The following is a 14,303-nucleotide window of genomic DNA, read 5'->3' on the forward strand; positions in this document are numbered from 1 at the left end:
TTTGAAAAGGAAATCATATCTAAAAATGGACTAATTAACCATGGTGGACTAGAAATGGAATTTGGTGCTAGTGCTAAGGCTGAAACATCTAGATTCCAACTCACAAATAAAGCGTTGGCTTTCCAAATAGGAGCAAACACAGGGCAAAATCTTTATATTGATGTTCCACAACTAAGTACGGTTAAATTAGGGATCGAAAACATAAATGTGCTTTCTCATGATGATGCCAATGATGCCATCTTCAAAATTGAACAAGCGATTAACCAAATCTCATCAACACGTTCAAAACTAGGTGCAACTCAAAATCGTCTTGAGCATACGATTAATAATCTACAAGTAACAAGTGAAAACCTAACAGCAGCTGAATCACGGATCCGAGATGCAGATATGGCACTCGAAATGACTGAGTTCACGAAGAATAATATCCTTAACCAGTCAGCCCAAGCGATGCTCTCACAAGCCAATCAATTACCACAGGGCGTCCTACAATTATTACAAGGATAAACTTTCACGACTTTTACAAAATATGCTTACCCAAAAAGAGAGGAATGTCCCGATCATACGGACATGCCCTCTCTTTTCTTTTTTTAATATGATAAAATAACAACAAAAAGATAACTTTCATTAAGAGATCAAAACCCTAGTAATTATGTAACAATAGATCAATCCAATCATAAAGGCGGGAAGAACATGGATGTCCAAAAGGTCGGCAAAGCAGGTCTTGAAGGAATCAAAAACAAACAAAACATACCAACCGAAAGCATTTCTTTTCAAGAAGTCATGTCAAAAGGACGGACAAACATCGTTCACGAAAAACTGACAAAAATGGTTTCCGAAATCGAAGTTCAAGGAAAAGTACTTGCCGAAAAGCGAACCGTTGACCATCTTCGTAAATATAAAAGAATGGTCAAAGAATTCATGGAAGAAGCGATCCAAAACGGACTCCAGCTAGAAGAACAACGAGGCTTTAATCGCCGTGGCCGGACAAAAGTTTATAAAATTGTGAAAGAAATCGATAGCAAACTGATCGACTTAACAAACACTGTCCTTGATAAAGAGAAAACGAGCTTAGACATTCTAAACAAAGTAGGCGAAATTAAAGGAATGCTCATTAATATGTACACATAAAGTACCGCTTTTCTTCTAAAAGGGTACTTTTTTTCTCTTTCTTCTAAAAAGGTTCCGGAATATGCCGATATAAATAACAACAATAAAATTAAATCGGATTACACAGAAAATAAATTCAAAAATTGGGAATGAATATAGAAAGAGGTGAGTTACGTGAAAATTAACAATATCAGACCGATGAATGTCAATCCCTATAATAAGCAGCAGGATAAAATAGATAAACTTGAAACAGCCAAACAAAGAGATAAAATTGAAATTTCATCAGAGGCCTTACAACTGCAAAAAGGAAATCAATTAGAAATTGACAGAAAAGAAAGAGTAGCTGAGTTAAAAAACAAAATAGAATCTGGTGAATATCAAGTAAATCCACAAGAAGTAGCTCGCAAGATGTATTCATTTTGGGATATGAAATAGTCGAGGTGGAATCTTTTGTTAACAAAAAATATCATCACATCATTAGAAAAGCTTATATCATTACATGAAGAACTATTTGACAAGTCAAAGATAAAGACTGAAATCATAAAAAAAGGTGACGTAGAAGCCCTTAAGTCGATTACAAATGATGAACGGAACGATCTAAAATTGATTCATGCAGCGCAGAAAGATTTAATGAGCGATGCGAAGAATTTCCTTCAATACCATTCCATATCGATTGACCAACCTACCTTGCGTGATTGTCTACAACATGTAAAAGAACAAGACCAACAAACATTAACCACGTTACAATTACAATTAGTGGAGAAAGTCTCACTCTTCAAGAAACAGAATGACCTAAATCAGCAGTTATTAGAACAATCATTGGCATTCGTTCAGATGTCGATAGATCTTTTAACACCTGATATCGATACGTATAATTATGAGCGGCCTGATCGTAATCAGCCTTATGAACCGCATGGTCGTTCTCTTTTTGATTCAAATGCATAACGGAGGTAAGAAAAAATGACTTCGACTTTTCACGGACTAGAAACGGCCCGTCGAGCGCTAAGTACCCAACAAGCAGCACTGCTTACACTTGGACATAATATTGCCAATGCAAACACACCAGGGTATACGAGACAACGGGTAAATATAAAGCCAACAGAGGCTTTTCCTTCTGCCAGCCTCAATCGACCACAAATCCCAGGTCAAATAGGGACAGGTGTACAGGTAGGTGATGTTCAGAGAATTAGAGATTCCTTTGTTGATATGCAATATCGTACAGAGACTAGTAAGCTAGGATACTGGGAAGCAAGAGCAGAACAACTCTCACAAATGGAATCGATTATGAATGAACCTTCTGAAACAGGGCTTGCCCATACAATAGATCAATTTTGGAACTCTTTACAAGATTTAGCGGCACAACCACAAAATAACGGAGCAAGACGTGTTGTGAAGCAGCGGGGAATTGCGTTGGCGGATACGTTTAGTTATATTTACAGTTCATTACAATCTGTCCAAAAGAACTACAGAAATGAAATGAATGTTAGCGAACAAAATATTAATTCTATTCTTCGTCAAGTTAACCAAGTGAATAAGCAAATTGGCTCGCTTGAACCGCACGGATATATGCCAAATGACTTATACGATGAACGTGATCGTTTGATCGATGAATTATCAACCATGGTTAGCGTGAAAATCGAGGCAAAGCCTAGCGGTGGCCTTTCTTCGCAAAATGCTGAGGGACTCTATAATATCTACCTCGCGACACCACAAGGGGAAGTACTCAAAGATGCTAATAATAATGCGATCAAGCTAATTGATTCTGAGACTGGTAGTGCTAACGGTTTCCATATTCAATATGAAGATCGACTAGACTTAGATAGTCCAGTAGCAGAAATTAAGTTTTTTCAGCTAAAAAACAATGAAACAGGCTTTGAAGGACTGACACAAATTGAAGCAGATGATAGCGGTTCTCCTATCTATCAACTAAATGACCTCTCGCAATTCAATACAAATGGTAGATTACGAGGCTATATTGAGGGCTATGGATATAAAAGCACGGTGGATGGTGTTGAAACAGACGCAGGTCTGTATAATGAAATGCTCGCTGATTTAGATGTGATGGCCTATACCTTTGCTAGTAAGTTTAACGAAGTCCATCAATCTGGATGGAGCCCAATCGAAATCCGTACAGGTACGAGAGATCCGCAAGACTTTTTCTCTTTTAATGGGCTAGGTCTTACAGCAGAAAATCCAAAAGGGGCTGCCGCAAATATACAGTTGTCAGATAGAATCTTGAGTGATGTAGATCATATTGCTGCTGCCGAAGGACCTGAAGATGTCGATTCAGATGACACAGCCTTTATTGGAAATGGATCGAATGCACAAACACTTGCAGAAGTAAAAGATATGGTTCTTCCTTACGGTGGAAACTTAACGAATGTTCAAACCTTTTATCAAGGAATGATAGGGACATTAGGCGATAACGCTTCAGAGGCAAATCGTATGTCTGAAGTAGCCGGAGTTCTTAAAGAATCCGTTGAACAAAATCGATTGTCTATTAGTAGTGTATCGCTAGATGAAGAGATGAACGATATGATTAAATTTCAACATGGATATAATGCAGCGGCTCGGAACATCACGTTAATCGATGAGATGCTCGATACAATCATCAATAGAATGGGTTTAGTAGGTAGATAAGGTAGGTGAATGGTTTTGCGTGTTACACAAGGAATGTTAATAAACAACAACATAAAGTATTTAAGTCAAAATTATGATAGACTTTCAAAACTGAATGAGCAAATGATGACAGGGAAGAAAATTTCGAAGCCCTCGGATGACCCAGTTGTTGCCATGAATGGAATGCACTACCGCAGCCAAGTGGTAGAAATTAGTCAGTTCAAACGTAATTTAAATGAAGGGTTTAACTGGCTTGAAAATGCTGATTCGACACTAAATGAAACGGGTCAAGTCCTTCAGCGGATTCGCGAATTAACGGTCCAAGCATCAAATGATAGTAATGATCCAACAGCTAGAAGGAGTATTGCGGACGAAATCGGGAGCTTACAAGAACATCTTGTGGCTCTAGCAGATACAAAAGTTGGAGATACTTATATTTTTAGTGGTACAGATACAGATAAGAAACCAATTACTGGGAACCAAATTAATATTGAATTCGATGCATTTATGAATCAAGGAAATAAAGAGGGCTATGTGATTAGTTACCAAGGTCAAACGTTTAAATATGATCCAAATGATGTATCTGGTAATACATTTCTATCAGTAACAGGTGAAAAAATGGTTGTTGATCCAGAAACAAATGGGGTTACTTATCAATATCAGGAAGCTCTCGAATATCGTAACGGTGAACTTGCAGACGTTCAAAAAAGTCTAAAAGGGCAAGAACTTGTTATCTCTCATGAAAGTGCGGTCTCAAGTAATACGGAAGATGTTGTGATTGAAGTGATGAAGGGTGTTAAGCTTCCGATTAATATTAAGCCAAATGAGACTTTCTCGATTGAGTTATTTAGTGGTTTAGAATCATTAAAGAAAATGATCAATGATCCTGAAACGAAGGGAACAGATATTAATCAGTCGCTTGAATATCTCGATCAAATGCTAGATAACATTGTTTCGACAAGATCGGAACTAGGTGCAAGAACGAACCGAGCGGAGATGGTGCATAACCGCCTTCTTGAGCAGGAAGTGATTGCGACACAAACCGTTTCCGAAAACGAAGATATTGACTTTGAACAAGTTCTGATTGATTTAACGTTACAAGAAAGCCTGCATAAAGCTTCGTTATCTGTTGGCGCGCGGTTGATTCAACCAACGTTGATGGACTTTTTAAGATAAATAAAGAAAATCCTGTGGAAGAGTGCGTTCTACAGGGTTTTTTTAGCATTTGTGAAAAGGCCTTGAATTCGAGGGTTTGTGGAATACCATTTTTAATCATGTTAAAATCACTAAAAAAAGGAAATGATGATATGAATATAAAAACAAAGTATCACGGTGAAATCCCGATCAAGGAAGAAGATATTCTTCATTTTGAAAAAGGCATCCCAGGTTTTCCAGGTGAAACGAAATTTGCACAAATTCCATTGTCAGAAGATGGACTCTTTCAAGTATTACAATCAACCACTGATCCAGACATTGGCTTCATTACGACGGATCCTTTTTTCTTTAAGAAAGATTATGATTTTTCAATAGAAGATTCGATTGTTGATAGTCTAGGGATTCAAAATGAACAGGATGTTAAAGTCATCGTCATTATTACGCCACAAGAACCGTTCAATCATTCGACAGCAAACCTGCAATCCCCTGTTATCATTAATAGGACTACCCGTAAAGCGAGACAAGTGATCTTAAGCAATACAGTCTATCAAACAAAGCATCCTCTCTTTGCAGAGGAAGTAGTTGCTGCGAAGGAGTGAAAAATGATGCTCGTATTATCAAGAAAAAAAGGTGAAACGATTAAAATTGGTGATGATATTGAAATTACGATTGTTGCCTTAGCGAATGATCAAGTCAAGATCGGCATCCAAGCCCCGAAGAATGTGGAGATTTTACGTCAAGAATTATTCGAAGAAACGCAAGCCGAAAATAAAGCAGCGGCAGCTTCTGTCGAAAATTTGTTAACCAATATAAAAAATTTATCGAATTTGAAAAAATAAGTAGTAAAAAGGTTAAACACTGTAGAGATTCCTCCGATAATATAAGTGTAAGAGGGAAAAAAGGCGGCCGACTTTTTTCCCTCTATATAAAAAGGTTCACAAGGACGTGAACCGGACATTCAAGGAGGAAAAAGAAATGAGAATTAATCACAATATTGCAGCACTTAACACGTATCGTCAGTTTAATGGTGCAAATGAAGCGCAAGGTAAATCAATGGAGAAATTATCTTCAGGTCTTCGTATTAACAAAGCAGGAGATGATGCTGCAGGTCTTGCAATCTCTGAAAAAATGCGTGGGCAAATTCGTGGATTAGACCAAGCTTCATCAAATGCTCAAGATGGTATTTCTTTAATTCAAACAGCTGAAGGAGCTTTGAATGAAACTCATAGTATTCTTCAACGTATGCGTGAACTAGCAGTTCAATCAACAAACGATACAAATACTGCCGATGATCGTGCGGAACTTCAAAAAGAAGTTGGACAATTAAAAGAAGAAATTGATCGAATTGCAAATAATACTGAGTTCAACACTAAAAAACTATTAAATGGTGATCTAGACGATTATTCTTTTAAAGCAGAAAGTGCAGAAATAGCAAGTAAAACGGGCGATTTTACTGTTGCCGTTAATGCCGCCACAACACCTGATAGTGATGCAGCTACTGCTGCAGTTGTAACTGCAGATGATACTTTTACAGTTAAGGTTACCAAGTATGATGCTAGTACAGATACTTATTCTTATACTGTAACTCCAGAATCGACTGGCGTTGAATCTGCAGAAGTTGATTTTACTCCTACAGGTGCTGCTGCTGATACAATTACTGTCGGTGGTGGTATTGATGTAGATGTGGATTCTACTGCAATCAAAGTTGGGGATTCTTTTACATTGGTTACTCGTCAAGATGAGAACACTACTGGAACTTCATCAGATTCTTTGACTTTCCAGATTGGTTCGAACTCAAACCAAACTATTAATGTCGGTATTAATTCAATGAAGACGGCTGACTTGCATATTGATAATGTTGATATTTCAACACAGGGTGGTGCATCTTCTGCTATTTCAACTATTGATGATGCAATTAAAAACGTTTCTACAGAGCGTTCAAAACTAGGTGCTGTACAAAACCGTCTAGAGCACACTATCAACAACTTAGGTACATCTTCTGAAAACCTAACTGCTGCGGAATCTCGTATCCGTGACGTAGATTATGCTTTAGCTGCTTAAGAGTAGAAAGCGCAGCTAAGCACAGTCGTCCTGACTGGTAACGGTCAGCGATTATTATCGGGTGAATTGCTGGAAACCCCTTAGAGCTTTTCTTGCCACAACGTAGTTGGAAACGACAAGCGTGAAGGTTTGAAAAAAGAAAAGATTTGGGCAATCAGCAGCCAAGCTCCTGTCTCGAAAGAGTGGAGAAGGTTCAACGACTAGGATAAACCATCTTAGGCGAAAGCTATGATGATGAAATCCGTAGGTGAAACAATAGTCATCAGCATTGTGAATCTGAAGTGCCCGACCCCTACTAGAATGCTAGAGGGTGAAGATATAGTCTAGTCATTTATGAAAGTAAATGTTCGCACGATGGCGAAAGAAATGATGGCACAAACTAAGAATTCTATTCTTTCTCAAGCAGCACAAGCAATGTTGGCTCAATCCAATCAAATGTCTCAAGGAGTGTTACAACTCTTGAGATAATGATTTAAGGGCGTCTAGCTTGGTAACGAGCTAGAGGATAACTGGGTGAATTGCTGGAACTTCCTAAAGCTTCATTAACCACAACGTAACTGGAAACGGTCAGCGTGATGGTCTGAAAATAATGGAGATGAACCAATGGATAATCAGCAGCCAAGCTCCTGTTCCGAAAGGATGGAGAAGGTTCAACGACTAGAGAACACGGTCTAAGGTGAAAGCTATGACTATGAATCTCGTAGGGCAGTAAAAAGCTGTTCGAAGTGCCCAGCTCCATGAAAACCATGGATGAAGATATAGTCTATTCTATGGTTGAAAGACATAGCGGCAAAGCAAGCCAACCAACAACCACAAGGAGTTCTACAACTTCTTCGTTAATTTTAATATACTTGAAAGAGGCTCTAGTTACGCTAGGGTCTCTTTTACTTTTTGAGATAAGTCATGATGTTAATTAATTTGGTTACATGGAAATTACCTAAAAACCTTAGTAGTTTCAATAAGAATCGAATGATTAATTTAATAGGCTCTTAAAGTTAGCTCGTGAAAATAAATTTGAGAGGATATGGCTATAAATAGAGGAGGCTTTAGTATTAATAGTAACGAGCCGTACCATAAGTAAGTGAGGTTCTTGGATTTTAAAGGAAACAAGTGAAATTATTCTAAGGGAGAACTTTATAATGTCAAAAGCAGCAATGATGGATAAGTATCTAGATTCATATGGAAAAACAATTAGTAGTTCTATAATTTGTGAGGTTGTAAATTCGATTTTTGGGATGAATTTAGATGAGGCACCTATATTAACAAAAGTAGATACGGTAGAAGGTCTTTCATCAACTGGGGACAAATTAATGTCTAGATTAGTAATAGATTCGCACCTCAAACAATCCGGTGAGGAAATCACAGGGGTCAACATTCGTGGGATGATCAATGAAATATTCGGGGTTAATTTAGAAGCAATCTCTTCTTTAGAGGGGGCAAGAATTTCTTTGTATTCAAAAGATCAGTGGGTTGTTCATCAGGAAAAAGACTTGTTTGTCGTACATACTGGCACTGGCGATGTCGATGTGAAAATTTATCCTACAACCTATTTCACAGAACAGACTGGAGTAGCGGAACTTCCAACTGATCTACAGCATTTATTAATAGCTCTTGGTTATTCCTACAATGAGGGAATCGGTAGATACTATTTCTCAAATCCTACAGGTGAAGCGGTTCCTGATGCATTTAAAGGGCAAACAATCGCAGCTATCAGCAAGGTTATTCAGCAATCATTCTCTAATTTATAAAAACCACTTTACATGCCATCAGAAGCTATTCTAAAAACCCATATAGAAGGGGTAAATTCCCGTACTATATGGTTTTTCATTTTCTTTAAACCATCAAAAAATTTTATTTTCCAAAAGAAGATAAAAACTTCACTCGGTCGCCCACTGGAGGTGTATTATTATCGACTAAAGCTACCTCTAAAACAGCAGGTCCATATAAATTTTTGAAGTTGTTCAGCAGGTCCTCGTTAAGATCCTGCATGTCTGTTACTCTATAGCTTGGGATATTCATAGCCGCAGCTACTGCACTAATATCAATTGCTTCCTGCTCAAATGATGGGTGTGTGCGATGGAATTGCATCGCATGTCCGTGATATACCATTCCTAAACGAGCGTTATTCATTACTACAAATAGAATTGGTATGTTGTATTCCTTTGCTGTTAAGATTTCCATACCATGCATGAAGAAGCATCCGTCACCTGTAATACATACAGTAGGTCGTTCTGGTTCTGCTAACTTTGAACCAATTGCAGTTGCAATACCACTTCCCATTGCTCCAAAATGTACATTAATATCGAATGACGTATAATCCAAAACTTTCATATGATGAATGACATAAGACATAAATTCACCAATATCAATTGTATATCTAGTTGAGGTAGGCAAATATTTTTGAAGGTGTAGTAGGACATTTATTGTGTTATACTCCTCAGTAATTCCCTCAAAATTTTCCTCAGTTTGAACATCCGAATCAGCAGTGTTTCTTGTAAGACCTGCAACTCTTAATTCTTCAATTAGGAAAGCTAAACTTAAATTGATATCCCCTAGAACAGGTAAGTCAATATTATATTTTCGATTAAATACGGATTGGTCAAAGTCCATTTGGATTGTAAAACGATTTTTCGTAAGATTTACATTATAATTATTTGTTGCTGTTTCACCCAAGCTTGAACCAACTATTAATAATACTTGTCCATCACCTTCATTAATCATATTTGAAGGTTTATCATGACCAGCAAAGCCGAAAACGCCTGCTAGAAGAGGGTGACTTTCTGGGATGAAGCCTTTTGCTACAGGAGTTGTTAGAATGGGCCAATTTAGCATTTCTGCTAACTCAATTAATTGATCAATGGAATATCTTGCGCCTTGTCCTACAAAAATATAGCCATTTTTTCTTTTTAATAATTCTTGAGCTACGTCTTTAATTGTGTTGAGATCAGGAACTATTGCTACTCTCTTAGCTGGAGCCGGTATTTCAATGTCTTGCACGACTTCATGTTGAATATCGAGTGGAATAGCAATATGTACAGGGCCTGGTACTCCATTTACTGCAATTTCGCATGCTTTTACGACTTCATTTAATAAGTCCTTTGAATCTTTCACTAACACACTATATTTTGTAACTGGCTCGAAAATAGGAGTAGCATCTAGCTCTTGAGAAGCGTTTAATCCCATTGTATTCAATGGAACAGAACCAGTTATAAATAAAATTGGTAAATGCTCACGCATGGCGTTTGCAGCACCTGTTACGAGATTTGTTCCACCAGGGCCACTGCAACCGATACTTACAGTTAACTGATTCGTATATTTTGCATAGGCTGCAGCCATATATGAAGCTGCACCTTCATGTTTTGTTACAATCGGTGTAATTTCGGGAATTTCATTTAGCTCATCAAAAAATGCATTAACTGAACCTGCTGGAATTCCAAAAATATACTTTACGCCATTACCTTTTAAATATTCTAGTACAAGTCGAGCTGCTTTCATGATCATTCTCCTTCTATTTATAGATTAGAATTATATGAAAAGTATTTTTTCACGATATTATCAGCCTTTATTGGCTTACTGAAAAAATAACCTTGCATCAAATAACAGCCTTGAGCAGATAAAAATTCTGCTTGTTCCTTTGTCTCGACACCTTCAGCAATCACTTCAAGATTTAAATTTTGGGCTAGCGTAATGATTGTATTTGTAATTGCTGCCTCATCTTCTGTCATTTCTTGTACAAAGGATTTATCAATTTTTAATGTAGAAATTGGTAAGTTTTTTAAATAACCTAAAGATGAATAGCCAGTGCCAAAATCATCAATGGCTAATTTAATACCTAATCCATTTAATTGTTTCATCGTTTTTAAGGTTAACTCTGTATTTTTAACGATCAGATTTTCTGTGAGCTCTAAATGTAAATACTCAGGTGACAGCTCTACTTTTTCTAATACATTTTTGACAATAGAAAATAAATTATTTTGTTCCAACTGACGAACAGACAAATTTACGGACATACTTTTTAATGGGAAACCTTGGTTATGCCACTCCTTTATCTGCTTACAAGCCTCAGTAAGAACCCACTCACCGATAGGAACAATTAAACCTGTTTCTTCAGAAATCGGAATAAACTTATCTGGTGGAATCATCCCTTGTTCCGGATGATTCCATCTCACTAAAGCTTCTACTCCTTCAAGCTGATTCGTTTTATAGTTGATTTGTGGTTGATAAAAAAGAACAAAATCATCTTGTTCTAAAGCCTTGTATAGAGCATTTTCCAGCTTAATATTTTCAAAGGTTCTTATATCCATGCCTTCACTAAAGAAATGATAACTATTGCCTGTCGTCTCTTTTGATTTGTACATCGCCGTATCCGCATTTTTGATTAACGTTTCTGTAGTATCGCCGTTATCAGGGAATAGACTTATGCCAATACTCGCTTTAATATATATTTCATTGTCTAGTAAACTAAAAGGTTTGGAAAAAGTAGTGATGATACTATTAACAACTTTTAAGACATCATTTTTACTGTGAATATGTGGTAAATAGATTGCGAATTCGTCCCCACCTTGTCGTGATAACGTTACTGTATCCGGAATGCAATCACGTAAACGATTGGCAACATCTCGTAGTAACCGATCTCCAAAGCTATGGCCAAGTGAATCATTTACATATTTAAAGCGGTCTAAATCTAAATATAGTACCGCTAATTTTTCTTCGTTCTCTTTTGCATATATTAACCCTTGAGTTAACCTGTCTGTTAAAAGAACTCTGTTAGGTAAATCTGTTAAACTATCAAAATATGCATGGTATGTAATCTCTTCTTCTAATTGTTTTCTTTGAGTTATATCTTTAAACGTGACAACTTCTCCTACAATTTCGCCTTCTTCTTCTTTTATTAGAGAGATGACATATTCAACGAGAAATTCGGAATTGTCTTTTCTGAAAAATTCGCCTTCTTTTAAAGAAAAATTTGGAATTACCTCTAAATCAGATGAAACAATATTTGTTCTTACTGTTTCTTTTCTGTTAAAGATAATACTTACTGTTTTTCCGATTAATTCGCCTTCTGTTTTGTATCCTAACATGTGAGCACCTGCTGGATTACAAAATGTAATATTTTGATCAAGGTCTAAACCAAAGATTCCTTCCCCAGCAGAGTTGAGAATTAATTCCTTTTCTCGACTAAGTTGTTGTAATTCTGCTACAACATTTTCAAGTTCTTGGTTTTTTACTGTTATTTCAGATGTTCTCTCCTCGATAATGACCTCTTGCTTTTCCATATATAAAAGATTTGATAACGTGGCGGCTGTCGCATCAATAATGGATTGGGCTAGTTGTAATTCAGTTTCCGAATAGAAAAATTCCTTTTCACCAAGATTCACAACAGATATTTGTCCTAAAATCTCGCCCATTGAAATTAAAGGGAACATTAGTAGACCCTTAATACCAAAATTACAACAAACATCGTGATTAGGTCTATCATCTGTAAATACATCCGGAATGAGAATGGCTTTTCTTGTCTCAAATACTTCTTGCATTACAAGATCATTACTTTGGTCTATTTTAATTTTATTATGTGTTTTGATCCATTCTTCTTCTGTCCAGTCACTATCTTTACTTAACTTTGCTGGTTTAATTTTTTTCTCAGCGATTGGATCTAATAAGTGAACCCCTGTATTGTAAGTATCTAAAACTTGTGCTAAGTAGAAAAAACATTTATCAAGACTCTCTTGCATAGTGGAACACATCGATAAATCTCGTGTCGCATCAAGCAGCAGCTGCTTTTCTTTAATGAGATGCTCTTTATAAGCTAAATTGTTTGCATTTTGTATAGCAACAGCAGCCATATTTACATATGCTTCAACTGTTTGTATTTCATCCACTGTTAAATTCATTGGTGTTCCATAATCGAATAAAAAAACAAGGCCAAATAACTCATCTTCAAAAGAGATTGGAAGAACTAATAAAGATTTAATTTGAAATCCTTCAACAGCTCGTGGGTCAGGTCGATTATCTTTTGATGTATCAGGAATATAGATTGTTTTCTTTGTTTCAATTACTTCTTTTGCTAGCAAATCGAAATTAGTATCAATGACATGCATATCCAGTGTCCATCCATTTATATACTCTGGTTTTCCTACATAGCCTCTAAATGAGCCATCTTCCTGCGGTAAGTAAATGCCGACGGAATTACACTGGACTATTTCCTCAGATATTGCAATCGTTACCTGCTCCAATACTTCACGTAAATCGAGCTTCGTATTGATTATTTTAGTTATATTAGCAAGACGGGAATATCTTGTTTGTTCTCTAAACATATAGTATCAATTCCTTTTTAGAATAATATAGTAAGATTATATCCTATAATTTATGAGAGAAAATAAAAAAATCGCATTTGGACTATTTAAGGTGAATCTTACCCTAAGTAAATGAGGTTTTTATTGTTTGGAATATATAAAGGTTTTGTACCAAATATTATATGGTAATTAAATACTGATATATTGATTTATGTAATAAATGTAAAAATAAGAATATATTATTACCATGTATAAGCTTATCTTAAGCCCTAATTCCTTTTAAGGAGTTAGGGCTATTTCTATTTTAGGAGGAGAAACCATGAATCGATACGTAATGAAGCTAATGAAACGTAAGCCCCCATTCAAACAACGCATATTAAACACGTAGCACCTCTTGGTACGATACTTTTATCAATCAAAGGAGGTGCTTTTCCTATGCCACAACAAAAATTAACCATCGTCTCCGTTACATTACATGCCGAAAATAAAAAATCTTTACCATCCACTTCTTCAACAAGGTCTTCGTTACTGTGACGCTTCGAAAGAAGAGAGATGCTAGTTTCCTAAAACAAAGCAGAGAGTGACAATTTGGCTATTAGTCAACCCTGTTACTCTTTTTATACGATTTAAAGAGCACCAGCGCTTTTGTTCAATTGTAATTTGATAAGGTTTTGTATTTTCGAGTTCTCTAAGGGGTAAGAAATACGTTTTGTAGTGGTCTAAATACATCTCACGGTCAGTGATGGAAATCTTATGAAGTTTGGGCAAGTAGGTTAGTTGGTTATTTATTTCATTAGTTGGTTTGAGTAATGTGATTTCTCTTGGCAGATAGATCGTTGTTCTCTTAGGTGATGTCATACTTGGTATTTGTTTTGTATTGATCATTTTCCTATCCATTATCGAACCATAGCGTAAGCAATGATTAAAAGGACAATAGATTCTCGTCACTGTACGCCCCAAATGAACTATATAAATTAAACGTTTGTAGTTCAAAAATGAATATCTATCAATCAATCATTTAATAATTGGTTTAGTGTTAACAACTATGTCTCGAAATTAGAACAACCT

General features: G+C 36.3%; 13 protein-coding genes and 1 pseudogene. 11 read left to right on the forward strand and 3 right to left on the reverse strand.

Annotation, left to right across the window (positions count from 1 at the left end; translation table 11 throughout):
* Positions 1–249: 249 nt before the first annotated feature.
* The 11 genes and pseudogenes from JMM81_RS23190 to JMM81_RS20015 form a co-directional block, all read left to right on the forward strand.
* Positions 250–504 (forward strand): annotated as a pseudogene (locus JMM81_RS23190) (flagellin); the annotation flags it as partial.
* A 186-nt stretch (positions 505–690) separates the two neighbouring features.
* A complete protein-coding gene (locus tag JMM81_RS19970; RefSeq protein ID WP_256243300.1) occupies positions 691–1,128 on the forward strand; it encodes a YaaR family protein in 438 nt (145 codons plus the stop codon).
* A gap of 153 nt (positions 1,129–1,281) precedes the next feature.
* Positions 1,282–1,542 carry a flagellar biosynthesis anti-sigma factor FlgM gene (gene flgM, locus JMM81_RS19975; RefSeq protein ID WP_256243301.1) on the forward strand — a complete coding sequence of 87 codons (261 nt, stop codon included), beginning with the start codon at positions 1,282–1,284 and terminating at the stop codon, positions 1,540–1,542.
* Between the two features lie 15 nt (positions 1,543–1,557).
* Positions 1,558–2,052 (forward strand): flagellar protein FlgN, encoded by a 495-nt coding sequence (locus tag JMM81_RS19980; protein ID WP_256243302.1) that lies wholly within the window; start codon positions 1,558–1,560, stop codon positions 2,050–2,052.
* Positions 2,053–2,067: 15 nt separating this feature from the next.
* Complete coding sequence (gene flgK, locus JMM81_RS19985; RefSeq protein ID WP_256243304.1) at positions 2,068–3,747, forward strand: flagellar hook-associated protein FlgK; 1,680 nt, start codon at positions 2,068–2,070, stop codon at positions 3,745–3,747.
* Positions 3,748–3,762: 15 nt separating this feature from the next.
* Entirely contained in the window at positions 3,763–4,902 is a 1,140-nt protein-coding gene (flgL, locus tag JMM81_RS19990; protein WP_256243305.1) for a flagellar hook-associated protein FlgL, read from the forward strand.
* 131 nt (positions 4,903–5,033) lie between these two features.
* A complete protein-coding gene (fliW, locus tag JMM81_RS19995) occupies positions 5,034–5,480 on the forward strand; it encodes a flagellar assembly protein FliW (RefSeq protein ID WP_256243306.1) in 447 nt (148 codons plus the stop codon).
* Positions 5,481–5,486: 6 nt separating this feature from the next.
* Positions 5,487–5,720 carry a carbon storage regulator CsrA gene (csrA, locus tag JMM81_RS20000; RefSeq protein ID WP_256243328.1) on the forward strand — a complete coding sequence of 78 codons (234 nt, stop codon included), beginning with the start codon at positions 5,487–5,489 and terminating at the stop codon, positions 5,718–5,720.
* A gap of 136 nt (positions 5,721–5,856) precedes the next feature.
* Positions 5,857–6,942: a flagellin N-terminal helical domain-containing protein gene (locus JMM81_RS20005; RefSeq protein ID WP_256243307.1), complete on the forward strand. Its 1,086-nt coding sequence runs from the start codon at positions 5,857–5,859 to the stop codon at positions 6,940–6,942.
* A 366-nt stretch (positions 6,943–7,308) separates the two neighbouring features.
* Positions 7,309–7,410, forward strand: coding sequence for a flagellin (locus tag JMM81_RS20010; protein ID WP_305367861.1), 102 nt, complete (start codon positions 7,309–7,311; stop codon positions 7,408–7,410).
* Positions 7,411–8,081: 671 nt separating this feature from the next.
* On the forward strand, positions 8,082–8,690 hold the full coding sequence (locus tag JMM81_RS20015) for a hypothetical protein (protein ID WP_256243308.1): 609 nt from the start codon (positions 8,082–8,084) through the stop codon (positions 8,688–8,690).
* Between the two features lie 103 nt (positions 8,691–8,793).
* Here JMM81_RS20015 and JMM81_RS20020 read toward each other — a convergent pair whose 3' ends face one another.
* The 3 genes from JMM81_RS20020 to JMM81_RS20030 all read right to left on the reverse strand — a co-directional run bounded on the left by JMM81_RS20020 (position 8,794) and on the right by JMM81_RS20030 (position 14,183).
* Positions 8,794–10,437 (reverse strand): thiamine pyrophosphate-binding protein, encoded by a 1,644-nt coding sequence (locus tag JMM81_RS20020; protein ID WP_256243309.1) that lies wholly within the window; start codon positions 10,435–10,437, stop codon positions 8,794–8,796.
* Positions 10,438–10,454: 17 nt separating this feature from the next.
* A complete protein-coding gene (locus JMM81_RS20025; RefSeq protein ID WP_256243310.1) occupies positions 10,455–13,256 on the reverse strand; it encodes a sensor domain-containing phosphodiesterase in 2,802 nt (933 codons plus the stop codon).
* A gap of 534 nt (positions 13,257–13,790) precedes the next feature.
* Positions 13,791–14,183 carry a hypothetical protein gene (locus tag JMM81_RS20030; RefSeq protein WP_256243311.1) on the reverse strand — a complete coding sequence of 131 codons (393 nt, stop codon included), beginning with the start codon at positions 14,181–14,183 and terminating at the stop codon, positions 13,791–13,793.
* Between the last annotated feature and the right edge of the window lie 120 nt (positions 14,184–14,303).

The organism is Bacillus sp. V3B (assembly GCF_024494465.1).
Classification (GTDB): domain Bacteria; phylum Bacillota; class Bacilli; order Bacillales; family Cytobacillaceae; genus Bacillus_BD.

Excerpts from the sequence above, each read along its gene's own strand:
- JMM81_RS19970 (WP_256243300.1), top strand. The coding sequence starts at position 691 with ATGGATGTCCAAAAGGTCGGCAAAGCAGGTCTTGAAGGAATCAAAAAC.
- flgK (WP_256243304.1), top strand. The coding sequence starts at position 2,068 with ATGACTTCGACTTTTCACGGACTAGAAACGGCCCGTCGAGCGCTAAGT.
- fliW (WP_256243306.1), top strand. The coding sequence starts at position 5,034 with ATGAATATAAAAACAAAGTATCACGGTGAAATCCCGATCAAGGAAGAA.
- csrA (WP_256243328.1), top strand. The coding sequence starts at position 5,487 with ATGCTCGTATTATCAAGAAAAAAAGGTGAAACGATTAAAATTGGTGAT.
- JMM81_RS20005 (WP_256243307.1), top strand. The coding sequence starts at position 5,857 with ATGAGAATTAATCACAATATTGCAGCACTTAACACGTATCGTCAGTTT.
- JMM81_RS20010 (WP_305367861.1), top strand. The coding sequence starts at position 7,309 with ATGATGGCACAAACTAAGAATTCTATTCTTTCTCAAGCAGCACAAGCA.
- JMM81_RS20015 (WP_256243308.1), top strand. The coding sequence starts at position 8,082 with ATGTCAAAAGCAGCAATGATGGATAAGTATCTAGATTCATATGGAAAA.
- JMM81_RS20020 (WP_256243309.1), bottom strand. The coding sequence starts at position 10,437 with ATGAAAGCAGCTCGACTTGTACTAGAATATTTAAAAGGTAATGGCGTA.
- JMM81_RS20025 (WP_256243310.1), bottom strand. The coding sequence starts at position 13,256 with ATGTTTAGAGAACAAACAAGATATTCCCGTCTTGCTAATATAACTAAA.